The following is a 14976-nucleotide window of genomic DNA, read 5'->3' as shown; positions in this document are numbered from 1 at the left end:
CTAAAATTTCATAAACAAACTGTAATATTAGCACAGCTTTCATGGAAATGCAGTATTTTTACAGAAAAATGACAAAACGTTTTTAATTTAGGTCGAAAAGAGCCCTTTAACCGCGCATTAGTATCCTCCAGGTAACTACATCACAATAAAGTGCCTACTTCCCTAGAGGGATGTAAGGAACTACAATTTGTACATGACTTACTAAAATATATTAATGAGGAGTGCAAATAAATATGAAATTACAATTAGCGTTGGATTTAGTGGACATTGCGGGAGCGAAAGAGGTTGTCTCAAAAGTTGCCGAATTTATAGATATCGTTGAAATTGGAACACCTATCGTTATAAATGAAGGTTTGCATGCAGTGAAAGCAATTAAAGAGGCTTTTCCTGCTTTGACTGTGTTGGCAGATTTGAAAATCATGGACGCAGGTGGATATGAAGTGATGAAGGCCGTGGAAGCGGGCGCGGATATCGTTACTGTACTTGGTGTTTCTGATGATTCTACCATTAGAGGTGCAGTGGAGGAAGCGAAGAAAACCAATAAAGAGATTCTAGTTGATCTGATCAATGTGAAGGATATCCAAACAAGAGCGGCTGAAGTAGACGCACTTGGCGTAGACTATATCTGTGTGCACTCTGGATATGACCATCAAGCGGAAGGTAAAAATTCTTTTGCAGATTTAAATGCGATTAAGAGTGTGGTTAAGCAGGCAAAAACAGCTATCGCTGGAGGGATCAAGCTAAGCACACTTCCAGAAGTGATCGCCGCGAACCCTGATCTTGTCATCGTTGGCGGAGGCATCACAGGTGAAGCGGATCAAAAGGCTGCCGCAGCAGAAATGAAACGTCTAGTTAGTCAGGCTTAAGATTACAATGGATACAATGAAATACGCACACCGCATTATAGAGGAGCTCCAGCGCTCCATATCTCAGCTTGATGAAGAAGAGACTGAGCGAATGGCTGAGCTGCTGCTTCAGTCCAACAAGATCTTCGTGGCTGGAGCGGGCAGATCTGGATTGATGGGACGGGCCTTTGCTATGCGGTTAATGCATGTTGGTAAAGAGGCTTATGTTGTAGGCGAAACGGTGACTCCGGGGATTGAACAGGGGGATGTGTTAGTCCTCGGTTCCGGTTCCGGTGAGACGAAAGGGTTGATCTCTATGGCTGAGAAAGCCAAAGGGGTGGGTGCAGAAGTTGTTGCCGTTACCATTGCGCCGGATTCGACGGTTGGACGTTTAGCGGGCTACACAGTGAAGCTGCCGGGATCTCCAAAAGATCCGGCCAGTGGAAGCTACAGCACGATCCAGCCGATGGCTTCTTTATTCGAACAGACGATGTTGGTCTTTTATGATGCTATTATTCTGCGAATGATGGAGAAGACGGGGCAGACGAATCAGCAAATGTTCGGCAAGCATGCTAATTTAGAGTGAACGTACAGAAACGAATGCCTTCCTATAAGGAGGTTATTCGTTTTTGTGTTAGTATGATAACAGGAGAGAGGAGGCACTTTAGGAATGGCAACCGAGATTAAAGATCGCATAAACTTGAAGGAAATTAACTGTGAGAAGGAATTAACGCTTGCGGTGATCGGAGGGAAATGGAAGCTGATTATCCTCTGGCATCTTGGGCTTGAAGGGACAAAGCGGTTCAGCGAGCTGAAAAAGCTAATTCCTCATATCACGCAAAAAATGTTGACCAATCAGCTTCGCGAGCTTGAAGAAGACCAGTTGGTTCTAAGAAAAGTGTACGCTGAGGTTCCACCAAAAGTAGAGTATTCCCTGACTTCATACGGCCAAAGTCTGCTTCCCGTCCTTCGATTGATGTACGATTGGGGTAAGAATTACGGAGAAAACGTGATCTGGAAGGACACGCCGCCGGAAGAAAGATGCTAATCGAATAGTCTAAGAACATTAATAATCCCTGAGAGGTCTGGATCGGCCTCTACAGGGATTTTTGGTGTTTTAAAGGAGTGATGCGGATAATGCTTTAGGCTTTCTGTTCGAATAGCTTAGCAATCTCCACGATAACATTTACCGCTTTTACCATATTGTCCGCAGACGCATATTCGAATTTGCCATGGAAATTCTCGCCTCCGGTGAAAATATTAGGTGTCGGCAAGCCCATGTAGGAAAGCTGCGAGCCATCTGTACCTCCGCGAATCGGGCGGATGATCGGTGTGATGTTAAGGTTCTCCATCGCCTCATGGGCAATATCGACGATATGACGCACAGGCTCGATTTTTTCGCGCATATTGTAATATTGGTCCTTCATTTCAAGCACGATGTTCTCTTCGCCATGGATGCTTTTGAATTCTTCTACGACAGCTGAGAGATAAGCTTTACGTGCCTCGAATTTCTCACGGTCGAAGTCGCGGATGATATATTGCAGCTTGCTGAATTCAGGTGTGCCTTCTATAGAGCTTAGGTGATAAAAGCCATCATACCCGTCTGTATATTCGGGCGCTTCTTCAGCAGGGAGTCTGAGATGAAGTGCCATGGCGATTTTGGCGGAATGAATCATCTTTCCTTTTGCAGTACCAGGGTGAACATTAACGCCGTAGACTGAGATTTTGGCAGACGCAGCATTAAAGCTTTCATACTCTAATTCTCCGAGTGGACCTCCGTCTACAGTGTAAGCATAGGAAGCATTAAAAGCGGCTACGTCAAATTTATGAGGCCCGCGGCCGATTTCTTCGTCTGGTGTGAAGGCAACTCTAATCTTGCCGTGTTTGATTTCTGGATGTTGAATGAGGTAATGCATGGCGGTCATAATCTCAGCAATACCGGCTTTATTATCTGCGCCAAGCAGGGTCGTGCCATCAGTTGTAATTAAGGTGTGGCCTTTGTATTCCGCCAGCTCCGGAAAGCTCGCTGTGGACAATACAACATTCAGCTCTTTATTCAAAAGAATATCTTGACCATCATAGTTCTCGATAATCTGTGGCTTCACATTCGTTCCGGTAAAATCAGTCGCCGTATCCAAATGGGCTAAAAAACCAATGGTCGGAACATCCTTGTCCGTATTCGCAGGGAGTGTCGCCATAACATAGCCATGCTCGTCCACCTGGACTTCCTCCATACCGATTTCCTTAAGCTCTTCAACCAGCTTGTGGGCCAGAACCATCTGTCCCGGAGTGGATGGGCAAGTCTCATTATCTTCATTCGATTGGGTATCCATTTGTGCATACGAAATAAACCGTTCTACAACCTCTTTCTTCACCTTGGGTCATCTCCTCTTTACTATTGTATATATATAGTATCACTTTCCATATAAGGTCTCATCCCTGAGGAAGAAGATTGAGGTAATATTTAGGTTTAATGCGGTAATATTTCTTGTTTCACTAACTTCGCTGAAAGTAAATAACGGTCCGGTGCAGATCCCACATATGAAAAGGGATAACAGGTAATCAACGTGAGGATGGCCTTATCACTTGGCTTTATAGCACCACGTTCGTCCCCGTCAACAATTGTGCTGCCTGTTACTTCATAGGTAAAAGTCCCGTCCGTACTTTCCAGCTCGATAAGATCTCCAGCCACGAGTTCTCCCAGATTACGGAACACTGTATCGCGGTGGCCTGCGAGCACACTATTGCCGGTGGCACCGATAGCTGCGCTGCCTTTATAATGTCCGGCTCCCTTTTTTAGCTCGGGGCTTTCCGTGCCTTCTAGCACTGCGATCTTTTTGTTTAATTTGGGGAAACGAATCTCTCCTATGATTTCACCTTCTGTATAGGAATGAGCGGGGGGCGGCTGTTCCTTGGCTGAACTGACCATTCCCAAGGGAAGAGGGGTTTCTTCGGCAGAACGGGAGTGGGCGACTGTTTCCTCCCTCTTTTTTGCCCAATCATTTAAAGCCTGTTTAGCTTCGATCGGTGCTTTGACCACCTGTACAACCGAGTAAATCAACACAACTAAAGAGAGTATGAAGATTAGCTTCACGGCTAGCAAGACACCATTACGCTCCTTCATACTCTCTCACCTCCAGACTTATGCTGCAAAATGTGGTTATTTCTTCGATTTCAATCTGCGCATGATAATCACGCTGAGTACCGCAATGGCTAAGCTGGCAAGAATCAAGTTATACCAAGGCTCAGCGGTATTCGGAAGCTTGTTGCCAACCTCTGGTGCCCCCAGTGGAAGCTCATCATCAGGCAAGGCGATTTCATTGCTTGGCTGCGGTGTTGCGCTGGTAGTTTGGCTGCCAGCACTTGGTGATGCTGTTGGCTCATTATCGCCTCCACCCAGTGGGATCGGTGCTTCAGTAACACTAATTTCATCTACTACTGTTGAAGCTGTAGGTGTTGGCGATGGTGTTGGTGTCGTTGATTGCCCTGGTGTGGCGACTGCCGTTGCAGTTGGTGAAGCGGTAGTTGTCGGTGAATCTGTCGGTGTCGTGGTTGGTGATGCTGTTGCTGTCGGCGAAGCTTCAGGTGTAGCTGTAGCCGTGGCAGTAGGTGTCGAAGTTGGCTCTATTGTAGGCGTAGTAGTCGCTGTCGGTGTTGGCTCAGGTGTAGGCTGAGCTGTGGCCGTTGCTGTCGGTGAAGGACTAGGTTCAGCGGATGGCTCCGGTCCTCCAGAAGCGGAGAACTCAAAGGCTACAGTTGTGGTTTTACCTTGATATTCGTTCCCTGCTTCCCACGGGAAAATTACATCCATTTGGATTACACTTTGTTCTCCCCCGGCAAGTGAACCGATGGTAACTCTTCCGGCAGCCTCGCTCATCACCCCTGAATAGATGATTACTCCCTCTTTTTCGAGTGTCATTTGGAGAATATCGTATAATTCTGCGTCTCCAGAGATGAATTTGAAGTCCACATAGTAATTAAAGCCCTCACTACCTGCATTAATAATTGTGTATTCTGAGTTCGTTTCATCACCAGGCTGCATATTGTTCATGGTGGTTGTGCTCGTCGTATGCGAATTCACCGTAAGCTTAATGGTATCTTGCGCACTAACTCCGCCAGCATGCCAGATGACTCCTGCTAGAATAGTCAGGATATAAGCAGCTATGAAAGCCGAGCGATATTTCTTCTTCACTTTACTCGCTCCTTTCTCCTGAACCCCATATTAAATTTTGTAGACATCATGCGGGTTTCCGGCAAATTCTTCTTTTCTAATCGTATTTTCCATCAAACATTGTCGAAATAAGTAGTATCTCACAGAACCACTTTTTTTGTGCGCATGCAGGAATCTCCGTGAAAGCGGAAGGAGAGGATAGAGATCTACTGTCAATTCGTTCGTTATAGCGAATAACTAAAGTATAATCAAAATAATATCTAAACAAAAATGGGATATTAGAAGAAAATTCATCATATTTGATCAAATATCAGTTATATTAATGGATTTACAGCAGTTTTCTCTATTTAACTCTTTATTTTTATATAATTCATTGTTTTAATTGTGTTTTATTGAGAACGATTATGAATGCAAAATAAAAAGGCAAGACATACATCTGGAATAGGGCTCAAACCCCGATACCAGACCTATCGTCTTGCCTTAATTATGATGATAAATTAGATTTCCTTCATAGCTTCGGCTACAATCTCATAAGAGCGTAGACGAGCGTTATGATCATAAATTCCACCAGAAACAATCAATTCATCGGCCTGTGTCTCTTGCAGAATTTCTTGAAGCCGTTCTTTAATTGCTGCTTTATCACCAGCGAAAGAGTAACGCTGCTTCTCAAGCATGGCTGCTTTTTCTTGCATCGTCCATAGCCCCTCCATACTATCAACCGGTGGTTGTAACTTCCCCGTACGTCCGCGGATGATATTAAGGAATTGCTGCTGCTGCGAGGTAGCCAGTCGTCTTGCCTCATTCACAGTATCGGCCGCTGTAATGCCAACTCCGACCATCACATAAGGCTTGTCTAGTGCTGCTGAAGGACGGAAATTGCTATGATAGATGTGTAAGGCCTGTAGTAAATACTCTGGTGCGAAATGGCTGGCGAAAGCAAAAGGTAAACCTAGTTTTCCTGCCAGCTGAGCACTAAAACCGCTGGAGCCCAGCAGCCAGATGGGGATATTCAAGCCTTCACCGGGAACCGCACGAACTCCGGCCGGTCGTGATCCTGCACCTGCAGGATCGAAGTAGGCTCTGAGCTCACTTAACTGCTCGGGGAAGTCACTGCCGTCGCTTCCGAGACCACGGCGTAGCGCACGGGAAGCCGGTTGATCCGATCCCGGGGCTCTGCCCAGTCCTAAATCAATCCGTCCTGGATATAGGGATTCGAGGGTCCCGAATTGTTCAGCAATGACAAGTGGTGCGTGGTTGGACAACATGATGCCTCCAGAGCCTACGCGTATGCTTTTTGTGCCGCCAGCAATGTGGCCAATTAAGAGTGAGGTAGCAGAACTGGCAACACCAATCATGTTGTGATGCTCAGCAAACCAATACCGGTGATAGCCCCATTCCTCAGCATGTTGAGCTAAAGCTAAAGAGTTATGAAAAGAGTCTGCCGCTGTGCCACCCTCCACAATAGAGGCTAAGTCCAGTACGGAGAATCGAATATCGCGCTGTTGCTTCAATGTAATCCCTCCTATAATAAACGCTCAGATAGTCTAGAGCAGTATTTGTAGCTGCGAATAATGCTACTCGCCTAGTATACCATGTAATAAAACTATATACACACTTTAAGTAAGTTATACGCACTTTGTAATGATTAGATAAGGAATAAGTATGTCTTTTAAATAAAATGTAAGCGCTTTAAAAAATCTGTTGTTATTTCTTAACGGGCTTGCTATAATCACATCGAAAAGTTACCTGAAAAAAAGGAAGTTATCGTTATGAAGCCAACCATAAGAGATGTTGCCAGAATGGCGGAGGTGTCGATCAGCACCGTATCGCGTGTTATGAATGCACCGAATACGGTCGTAGAGAGCAAACGGAATCGAGTGATGGAGGCTGTAGAACGTTTGCAATATCAACCAAATGCGTTTGCACGGGGCCTGATCTACAAGAAGTCTTTTACACTGGGCCTGCTGATTCCGGATATTGAGAACCTGTATTTCGCAGGGGTTATTCGGGGAATGCAGGATGCATGCATCAAGCTTGGATACAGTTTAATGATCTGCAATACGGACCGCGACAAAGAACGGATGTTGTCTTACATTGATAACTTCCATGAGAAGCAGGTGGATGGGATCGTGTTCGCCAGTGATGTCCTTTATCCTGAGACACATGACAAATTAGTCGGTTGTAGAATTCCTTTTGTGTTGGTATCCTCGCATTCTGATGAGTACGACATTCCATCTGTGGAGGTAGATGATGAACAGGCGGCTTACGATGCGGTAAAGTTTCTGATTGATTTAGGGCATAAGGACATTGGCATGATTGGTTTTAACCATGATAACTCCGTATCCGGCCCGCCTCGTTATGAGGGTTTTGTAAGAGCGTTAACAGAGTTTGGACTACAACAGAATATTGTGAAGAGCAAGTATGCCAATCACCGGTTCGAACACGCTTATCAAGCGGCGCATGAGTTGTTTACTGATTATCCCGAGCTGACTGCCGTTTTCTGTGTTGCTGACGAATTTGCAATGGGGACGATTTCTTATCTGAAGGATCGTAATATTCTAGTTCCGGGGCAGGTATCTGTGATTGGATTTGATAATTTGCGAATGTCGAGTATGTTCATTCCAAAGCTGACCACAATTGCACAGCCGATTTATGAGTTAGGTTATCGGGCGGCGGAGATGCTGCATGAATTGCTCACAACAGGTGGTGTCCAGGTATTGAATGAAAAGATGGAGCATAAGCTGATTGTGCGGGAATCCACGCGGGAAAAATAAAGGCCCTTTATTTTTGTGACCTTCTTCTGAAAAGCTTTTCAGAGCTATGTATCGGTCTTAATTAAAATTTAAATGTTAGGATAGAAAATAGTATGAATTCTTATGAAAAACATCTCATTTTCCGATTGGAAACGGTTACTAATTATGATAATATAAAAAATGTAAGCGCTATTATTAAATTACATTTGTGATGGAGTTTGATTTTAGGATATTTACCTGTCTTCTGAAAAGCTTTGCAAGGAGGTGATCTGCTACAAGCTGCTAATACATGCCAGGGTGCCCGGATGATTGAATAAGATGTTATCTCTATAACCATTAAAGGGGATGTACAAAAGATGAAGAAGATCTCAGGACGTAAAAAGTCGTTGGCTTTAGTACTGTGTTTATCCTTCACAATGACGCTGAGCGCATGCGGCGGAGGCAACAATAATGCGGCGCCTACAGATCCACCGGCGGCAACAGTCAGCCCAACAGCAGATAACACCGAGAAAGCGACAAACACACCTAGTGCAGAACCTTCGGGTTCCCCGTTAGATTTAGCGATGAAAGGTGAATATAAAGGGACTAAAGTAACAATGTTTGGCCCCTTCGTAGATGCTGACCAAGTGAAATTTGAGAGCAGCATTAAAGAATTTGAAGAGAAGACAGGGATCGATATTCAATACGAGGGCTCCAAGGAGTTCGAAGCTACAATAAATATTCGTGTGGACGGCGGTAATGCTCCTGATATCGCTGACTTCCCGCAGCCGGGACTGCTGGCGTCGATTGCTAAGACGGGCAAGGTTATCGATTTGACCAGCGTGCTGGATCAAGATAAATTGACGGCTAATTACAACAAGAGCTGGCTCGATATGTCTACGATGGACGGAAAAGACGGGAAGATCATGGCGGGGATTTGGAACCGCAGTAATGTAAAAAGCTTGGTATGGTATCCAAAGAAACAATTTGATGATGCAGGCTACAAGGTTCCTGAAACTTGGGATGAGCTGATGGCGCTGACGGAACAAATTGCTAAGGATGGCGATCCTGCCTGGGCTATTGGCATTGAGAGCGGTGCTGCAACGGGTTGGCCAGCAACAGACTGGGTCGAAAATATAATGCTTCGTACGACTACGCCTGAGAACTACGATAAATGGGTAAAAGGTGAACTGCCATTTACTTCACCAGAAGTAAAAAATGCTGTTGAAATCATGTCTAAAATTTGGCTCAACAAGGATTATGTCTACGGTGGCGCTAAGTCCATCGTGACGACATCCTTCGGGGATGCCCCAGCGCCAATGTTCACTGATCCGCCTAAAGCCTGGTTTAATATGCTTGGTAACTTTATTACAAGCTTCTTCCCTGAAACGGCAAAGGTTGATCAGGATTATGATTGGTTCTACTTGCCACCAATTGATGCGCAATATGGTAAACCAGTGCTGGTTGCAGGTGATATTTACGCTATGTTCAACGATCGTCCAGAGGTTCGTGCAGTCATGGAATTCTTCACCACTGGAGAGTCGATTAAGAGCTGGGTACAATCTGGCGGCGTAATTGCTCCTATGAATGACGCTTCCCTTGATTGGTATACCTCTGAATCCGATCGCCGGATGGCGAAGTTGGTTCAGGATGCTTCCACACTGCGTTTTGATGGCTCTGACTTGATGCCAGGTAAAGTGGGTGCAGGCACCTTCTGGAAAGGGATGACCGACTATGTGAGCGGTACAGCGACACTGGATCAAGCCTTGGAACAAATCCAGTCCGGCTGGAACAACTAACCTAATATTTAAAGCGCACAGTAAAAAGAGGGGCAGTAGGAAAAGAGGATTGTCTGCCCCTCTTTTTGTTTTCTAACTAGTGAGTTCGATGCTTATGATAAGAGTTTTGCTCCGCAAAACTTATAGGAGGAGCTGGAGCTATTATGGGTGCACAATCACAGCCACAGCCACAAATGCCAACACAACCACAAGCTAGGCCAACCGTCAGCCTGAAGGCGGTAATGTTGTCCCTAGTAGTGTTGTTAGCGAATATTGTTGTTAACGGCGCAATCTTTTTATTCTTCCGGGATTCCACATTAAATCCGCTGCTAACAGCGGTTCTGGCTGTCCTCTGGGGAGTTCTAGGTGTTTATCTGATTTACTATACGCTGACTTGGGCGGTTGAGCAGTACCCTGATCATATCCGGCGAAAGGTGCTGCCTTATATCTTTATTGGTCCGGCAGTGATTATTCTGGGCTGGTTACTGGTCCTGCCTGCACTACGAACATTATATTTGAGCTTTTTTAATGCTTCTTCAGAAAAATTTGTGGGCCTGAGCAATTATGCAGCGATCTTTAGCGATCATCTGATGGCAACGGCATTGCGTAACAATTTACTTTGGGTATTCGTCGGTACGCTGGCCTGTGTAGCATTCGGGCTCTTAATTGCTATTCTTGCCGATCGCAGCAGCTATGAGAAAATTGCCAAATCGATCATCTTTATGCCGATGGCTATTTCCTTTGTAGCGGCAGGGGTCATTTGGAAATTCGTATATTACTATCAACCGGGTGACGAACAAATCGGGCTGTTGAACGCAATCGTTACTTATTTTGGGGGAGAACCCCAAGCCTGGACGAGTATGCTTCAGCCGTGGAATAACTTTTTCCTCATTATCATTTTGATCTGGATGCAGACTGGATTTGCAATGGTGATTTTCTCGGCGGCAATCAAAGGGGTTCCTGACGACATTTTGGAAGCTGCACGAGTGGATGGAGCAAATGAGGTGAAGATTTTCTTTGGAATCATGATTCCATATATTTCATCAACCATTCTGACAGTGACAACGACCATTATCGTCTTTACGTTGAAAATATTTGACGTCGTCATGGTGATGACAGGAGGTCAATACGATACAGAGGTTGTTGCTACACAGTTCTACCGGCAATTCTTTATGTACCGTAATTTCGGCTACGGCTCCACGCTGGCTATTGTTCTACTGATCGCGGTGCTGCCTGTAATCATAATCAATCTACGTCAGTTCCGTAAGCAGGGGGGATTCTAATGGCTGGCAAAAAGAAGAGAAAAGGCAGCAAAACGATTGTAAATATCGTGCTGGGTGTGATCTGTTTTATTTGGCTGCTTCCGACTCTTGGGCTATTTATTTCCTCCTTCCGTCCGGCTGCTGACATTCTGCAGACTGGATGGTGGAAAGCTTTTCCCCATCAGGAGTGGAAGGCTGGAGAGACGATTCAGCTATCCAAGGACGTGGATCTTCGGGAGCCAATTGAGGTGAACGGTAAAACTTATACAGATGATGAGCTGAAGGCTGGCGTGAAGGCTGATGGCAGCCGGCTTATGTGGGAGAATCGTAGAGCACGTACCGTAAATGAACAGATACAAGGTTGGAAGATGACACCGGATCTCACGCTGGATAACTATAATAATGTGCTTTCCGGTAAGGAATACAAGCTGAAACAGGCTGATGGCAGTGAAACGGTGCAAAAAGGCTCCGGATTGTCACAGGCCTTCTGGAATACGCTAACGATCGCTGTTCCAGCAACGGTTATTCCGGTGTTGATCGCTTCTTTTGCTGCATATGCTTTTGCCTGGCTGCGGTTTCCTGGGCGCAAAATCCTTTTTGTCATCATTATTGCAATGCTCGTCATTCCAATACAGGTTGCGCTTATTCCAGTGCTTAAGGATTATACCGCACTTGGGCTAAACGGAAGTTATCTGGGAATTTGGCTGGCGCATACGGCTTTTGGATTACCGCTGGTTACGTACTTTATGTACAACTTTATCAGTCAATTGCCGAAGGATTTGTTCGAATCGGCTTTCATGGATGGGGCAAGTCATTTCACTATATTCAGCAGGCTAATTCTGCCTCTATCAGTGCCAGCACTGGCTTCTATCGGGATCTTCCAATTCCTATGGGTGTGGAATGACTATTTAGTCTCATTGATTTTTATCGGCAATCAACCGTCTGTGCAAGTCATGTCGATGAAAATTGCCGATTTAGTAGGCTCACGAGGCAACGATTGGCATTTACTTACTTCGGCTGCATTTATCTCCATGTTGATGCCGCTCGCTATTTTTTTCCTGCTGCAAAAGTATTTCGTCAGAGGGCTTATGGGTGGGTCGGTGAAAGGTTAATGATTTAGAACCCGAATGAAACTGTGATCAGGGGGAGCTTAGAGAGATGAAGATGAAACCATACGTACATCCGGCGGCGGTATATCCTTACCGGGAGTGGAGTCTTGATGAGGAAGCTTATAGTGAAGAGAACAATCAAAGAAGCGAGAGTATTTTTGCTCTTGGCAATGGATATATTGGCATACGCGGTAATTTCGAAGAAGGTTACCACGGCAGCTCAGGCTCGTCTGTAACAGGCAATTATTTGAATGGTTTTTTTGATTCGGAGCCCATTGTATATCCAGAAGGAGCCTACGGATATCCATCCCGCAATCAAGCGATGCTGAACGTAACAGATGCCAAGATTATTGAACTGAGTATTGAAGGGCAGACCTTTCAGTTAAACAGTGGGCAAGTGCACCATTATGAACGAAAGCTGGATATGCGAAGCGGGGTTCTGCACCGGCAGGTAGAATGGGAATCTCCAGCTGGTCACCGGGTACAGCTTCATATCCGGCGGATGGTGACTTTGCAGCACAAACATCTGGCGGCGATAGATTATGAGGTTAAAGCGCTGAATTTCAGCGGAGTGCTTACCTTCACTTCATCCATCGACGGCAAGATCCAAAAACCTAAGGTAACGGATGATCCCAGATTGGGCTCGGGAGGCAAGGAGCCCAGTCTGCTCCTGGAGGATACCGGTCATGAACCGGGACAGTCCTTCTTATGGATGAAGCAGCGGACGCGGCATACCCAGTTTGCCTTATTAACAGGGGTAAGTCATAAGCTCGATTCAAGATCTGAGGATAAAAGGACCGTGCAGCATGAGGGGCAGAAATTATCCATGCAGTTTGTCGTCCCGGTGGAGCGTGGGGAAAGCGTCTCACTAACCAAATATATCTCTTACCATACCTCTAAAGATTATCCGGAAGACGAACTACTCAGTAGAAGTACTGAAATATTACACTTAGCAGACCATAGCGGGTTTGAAGCGCTTGCCCAGGAACAGCAGGCTTATCTGGATCGATACTGGGCACATACGGATGTGGAGATTCATGGTGATCTTGCGCTTCAGCAGGGGATTCGCTTTAATGCTTTTCAACTGCTTCAATCCGTAGGCCGTGACGGGGTTACGAATATTGGGGCCAAGGGATTAACGGGTGAAGGATACGAAGGGCACTATTTCTGGGATACCGAGATGTATATGCTGCCCTTCTTTACGTTCACACAGCCGGAGATTAGCCGAAAGCTGCTCGAATTTCGTTATGCCACGTTAGACAAAGCACGGGAGCGTGCAGCGGTAATGTCGCAGAAGGGTGCCTTGTTCCCTTGGCGGACTATAGACGGGGCAGAGAACTCTGCGTATTTCCCGGCAGGCACGGCGCAAATGCATATTAATGCGGATATTGCGTATGCCATCAAGCAGTATGTACTGGCTACCGGAGATTATGATTTTTTGGTTACGAAGGGAGCGGAAATTTTATTCGAAACTTCCCGCTTTTGGTTGGACTTGGGGTACTTTAATCCGGCTAGGGGCGGTGCCTTTTGTATTGATGCAGTAACCGGTCCTGATGAATATACAGCTATCGTCAACAATAATGCATACACCAACTTTATGGTCCAGGATCAGCTTTATTATGCACACGAGATGGCAGGGATATTGTCTAAGCAGTATCCTGAGCATTTTGAACGCCTGAAGCAAAAAATCAGTCTGACTGAGCATGAGACATTAGTGTGGCTGGAAGCGGCGGACAAAATGTTTATCCCCTTTGATGAGGGACTTGGCATTTATGCTCAAGACGACACGTTTCTCTCCAAGAAAAAATGGGATTTCGAGCATACACCAGCCGATAAATATCCGCTGCTGCTCAACTACCATCCGCTGGTAATTTACCGGCATCAGGTGTTGAAACAGGCGGACTTGGTAATGGCGATGTTTCTGCTGGGTGACCAATTCAGCTTGGCGGATAAGATCCGGAATTATAATTATTATGAGCCGCTGACGACGCATGATTCTTCATTGTCACCGTGCATCCACAGTATAATATCTGCTGAGATTGGTGATTTGACGGGAGCCTATTCCTATTTTGACCGCACGGTACGGATGGACTTGGATGACATCAACCGCAACGTGAAGGATGGGCTGCACACTGCTGCTATGGCAGGCTCCTGGCTGTCGATTGTGAATGGTTTTGGTGGCATGCGCTTATGCGGCGGGATGTTATCATTTAATCCTAGTGTGCCAGCGCAGTGGGAGAGCTATCGGTTTAAAATAACAAGTGCTGGACAGCTATTGGATATTTTTGTGAGTGATACAGAAGTGATCTATACGCTGCTGGAGGGGGAAGAGCTTGAGATTATGCATAAGGGAAACCTTATACAGTTGTCTGCGCAGAAGCCGCTGAGGCTTTCGAATGTGAAGCAGCTTGAAGCTGTTATTTTCGAGCTGGACGGGATAATTACTGATACTGGAGAGTATCATTATGAGGCTTGGAAGGATCTGGCGGATGAGCTTGCACTTTCTTTTGATCGAGAGAAGCATAAGAGTCTCAAGGGCCTAAGTCGAATGGAATCTTTAGAAGTCATTCTGGAGAGTAGTGGATTGAATTTGCCGCAACCGGTAAAGGGAATGCTCTGCAACAAAAAGAACGAGAAGTACAGACAGCTTGTTCAGCAAATGACGCCTGCTGAGCTGTATCCGGGTATCCACAGCGTGTTGTCCGATTTACAGCAAAGAGGGATCGCTATCGGACTGGCCTCAGTTAATGAGAATGCGCTGCTGATTCTCGAACGCTTGCAGATCGGGCATTGGTTTCAGGCGGTGGCTGACCCTGGGAACTTGCGTAGAAGCAAGCCAGATCCAGAGATTCACTTGCAGGTTGCAGAGATGCTGGGCATATCCCCAGACTGCTGCGTGGCGATTGAGGATACCGAGGAGGGAATAGCCGCAATTAATGCTGCTGGTATGAAGTCAGTGGGAGTTGGAGTGGCGCTCGTGACCGAGACAGCGGATCTATGTCTGGCTTCCACCGCTGAGATAAGTGTTGAGAAATTGTTAGAGCTGTTTGCGTAGTTACCCTGATAAGCAGCAAACCTC

Annotated in this window: 12 protein-coding genes; 8 read left to right on the top strand and 4 right to left on the bottom strand. The window is 45.9% G+C overall.

The features are described from left to right. Positions 1-233: 233 nt before the first annotated feature. The 3 genes from hxlA to NYE35_RS29865 all read left to right on the top strand — a co-directional run bounded on the left by hxlA (position 234) and on the right by NYE35_RS29865 (position 1893). Positions 234-866 carry a 3-hexulose-6-phosphate synthase gene (hxlA, locus tag NYE35_RS29875; RefSeq protein ID WP_036682127.1) on the top strand — a complete coding sequence of 211 codons (633 nt, stop codon included), beginning with the start codon at positions 234-236 and terminating at the stop codon, positions 864-866. A gap of 7 nt (positions 867-873) precedes the next feature. Next, complete coding sequence (gene hxlB, locus NYE35_RS29870; RefSeq protein WP_094900981.1) at positions 874-1431, top strand: 6-phospho-3-hexuloisomerase; 558 nt, start codon at positions 874-876, stop codon at positions 1429-1431. A gap of 84 nt (positions 1432-1515) precedes the next feature. After that, on the top strand, positions 1516-1893 hold the full coding sequence (locus NYE35_RS29865; RefSeq protein WP_036682121.1) for a winged helix-turn-helix transcriptional regulator: 378 nt from the start codon (positions 1516-1518) through the stop codon (positions 1891-1893). Between the two features lie 94 nt (positions 1894-1987). Here NYE35_RS29865 and pepT read toward each other — a convergent pair whose 3' ends face one another. The 4 genes from pepT to NYE35_RS29845 all read right to left on the bottom strand — a co-directional run bounded on the left by pepT (position 1988) and on the right by NYE35_RS29845 (position 6527). Continuing rightward, positions 1988-3220: a peptidase T gene (pepT, locus tag NYE35_RS29860; RefSeq protein ID WP_076099720.1), complete on the bottom strand. Its 1233-nt coding sequence runs from the start codon at positions 3218-3220 to the stop codon at positions 1988-1990. 95 nt (positions 3221-3315) lie between these two features. Next, a complete protein-coding gene (locus NYE35_RS29855; protein WP_051491225.1) occupies positions 3316-3969 on the bottom strand; it encodes a sortase in 654 nt (217 codons plus the stop codon). 36 nt (positions 3970-4005) lie between these two features. After that, on the bottom strand, positions 4006-5037 hold the full coding sequence (locus NYE35_RS29850) for a hypothetical protein (protein WP_038573745.1): 1032 nt from the start codon (positions 5035-5037) through the stop codon (positions 4006-4008). A 476-nt stretch (positions 5038-5513) separates the two neighbouring features. Next, complete coding sequence (locus tag NYE35_RS29845) at positions 5514-6527, bottom strand: LLM class flavin-dependent oxidoreductase (protein WP_080742657.1); 1014 nt, start codon at positions 6525-6527, stop codon at positions 5514-5516. 258 nt (positions 6528-6785) lie between these two features. On the opposite strand from NYE35_RS29845, the gene NYE35_RS29840 reads away from it, so the two are divergent. From NYE35_RS29840 to pgmB, 5 genes are all read left to right on the top strand, one after another. Continuing rightward, positions 6786-7790 carry a LacI family DNA-binding transcriptional regulator gene (locus NYE35_RS29840; protein WP_036682112.1) on the top strand — a complete coding sequence of 335 codons (1005 nt, stop codon included), beginning with the start codon at positions 6786-6788 and terminating at the stop codon, positions 7788-7790. A gap of 335 nt (positions 7791-8125) precedes the next feature. Beyond that, on the top strand, positions 8126-9547 hold the full coding sequence (locus NYE35_RS29835) for an ABC transporter substrate-binding protein (protein WP_036682109.1): 1422 nt from the start codon (positions 8126-8128) through the stop codon (positions 9545-9547). Positions 9548-9690: 143 nt separating this feature from the next. Continuing rightward, entirely contained in the window at positions 9691-10809 is a 1119-nt protein-coding gene (locus tag NYE35_RS29830) for a carbohydrate ABC transporter permease (RefSeq protein ID WP_232061475.1), read from the top strand. Then, positions 10809-11900: a carbohydrate ABC transporter permease gene (locus NYE35_RS29825; protein ID WP_038573741.1), complete on the top strand. Its 1092-nt coding sequence runs from the start codon at positions 10809-10811 to the stop codon at positions 11898-11900. The genes NYE35_RS29830 and NYE35_RS29825 overlap by 1 nt, the downstream gene beginning before the upstream one ends. Before the next feature lie 46 nt (positions 11901-11946). After that, positions 11947-14952, top strand: a complete 3006-nt coding sequence (gene pgmB, locus NYE35_RS29820) for a beta-phosphoglucomutase (RefSeq protein WP_094900977.1) — start codon at positions 11947-11949, stop codon at positions 14950-14952. The last annotated feature ends 24 nt before the right edge of the window (positions 14953-14976 follow it).

This window comes from Paenibacillus sp. FSL L8-0494 (assembly GCF_038003695.1).
Classification (GTDB): Bacteria; Bacillota; Bacilli; order Paenibacillales; family Paenibacillaceae; genus Paenibacillus_AQ; species Paenibacillus_AQ odorifer.
Note: the sequence above shows the minus strand (reverse complement) of the source record. Positions and strands in the feature narration are given on the sequence as shown.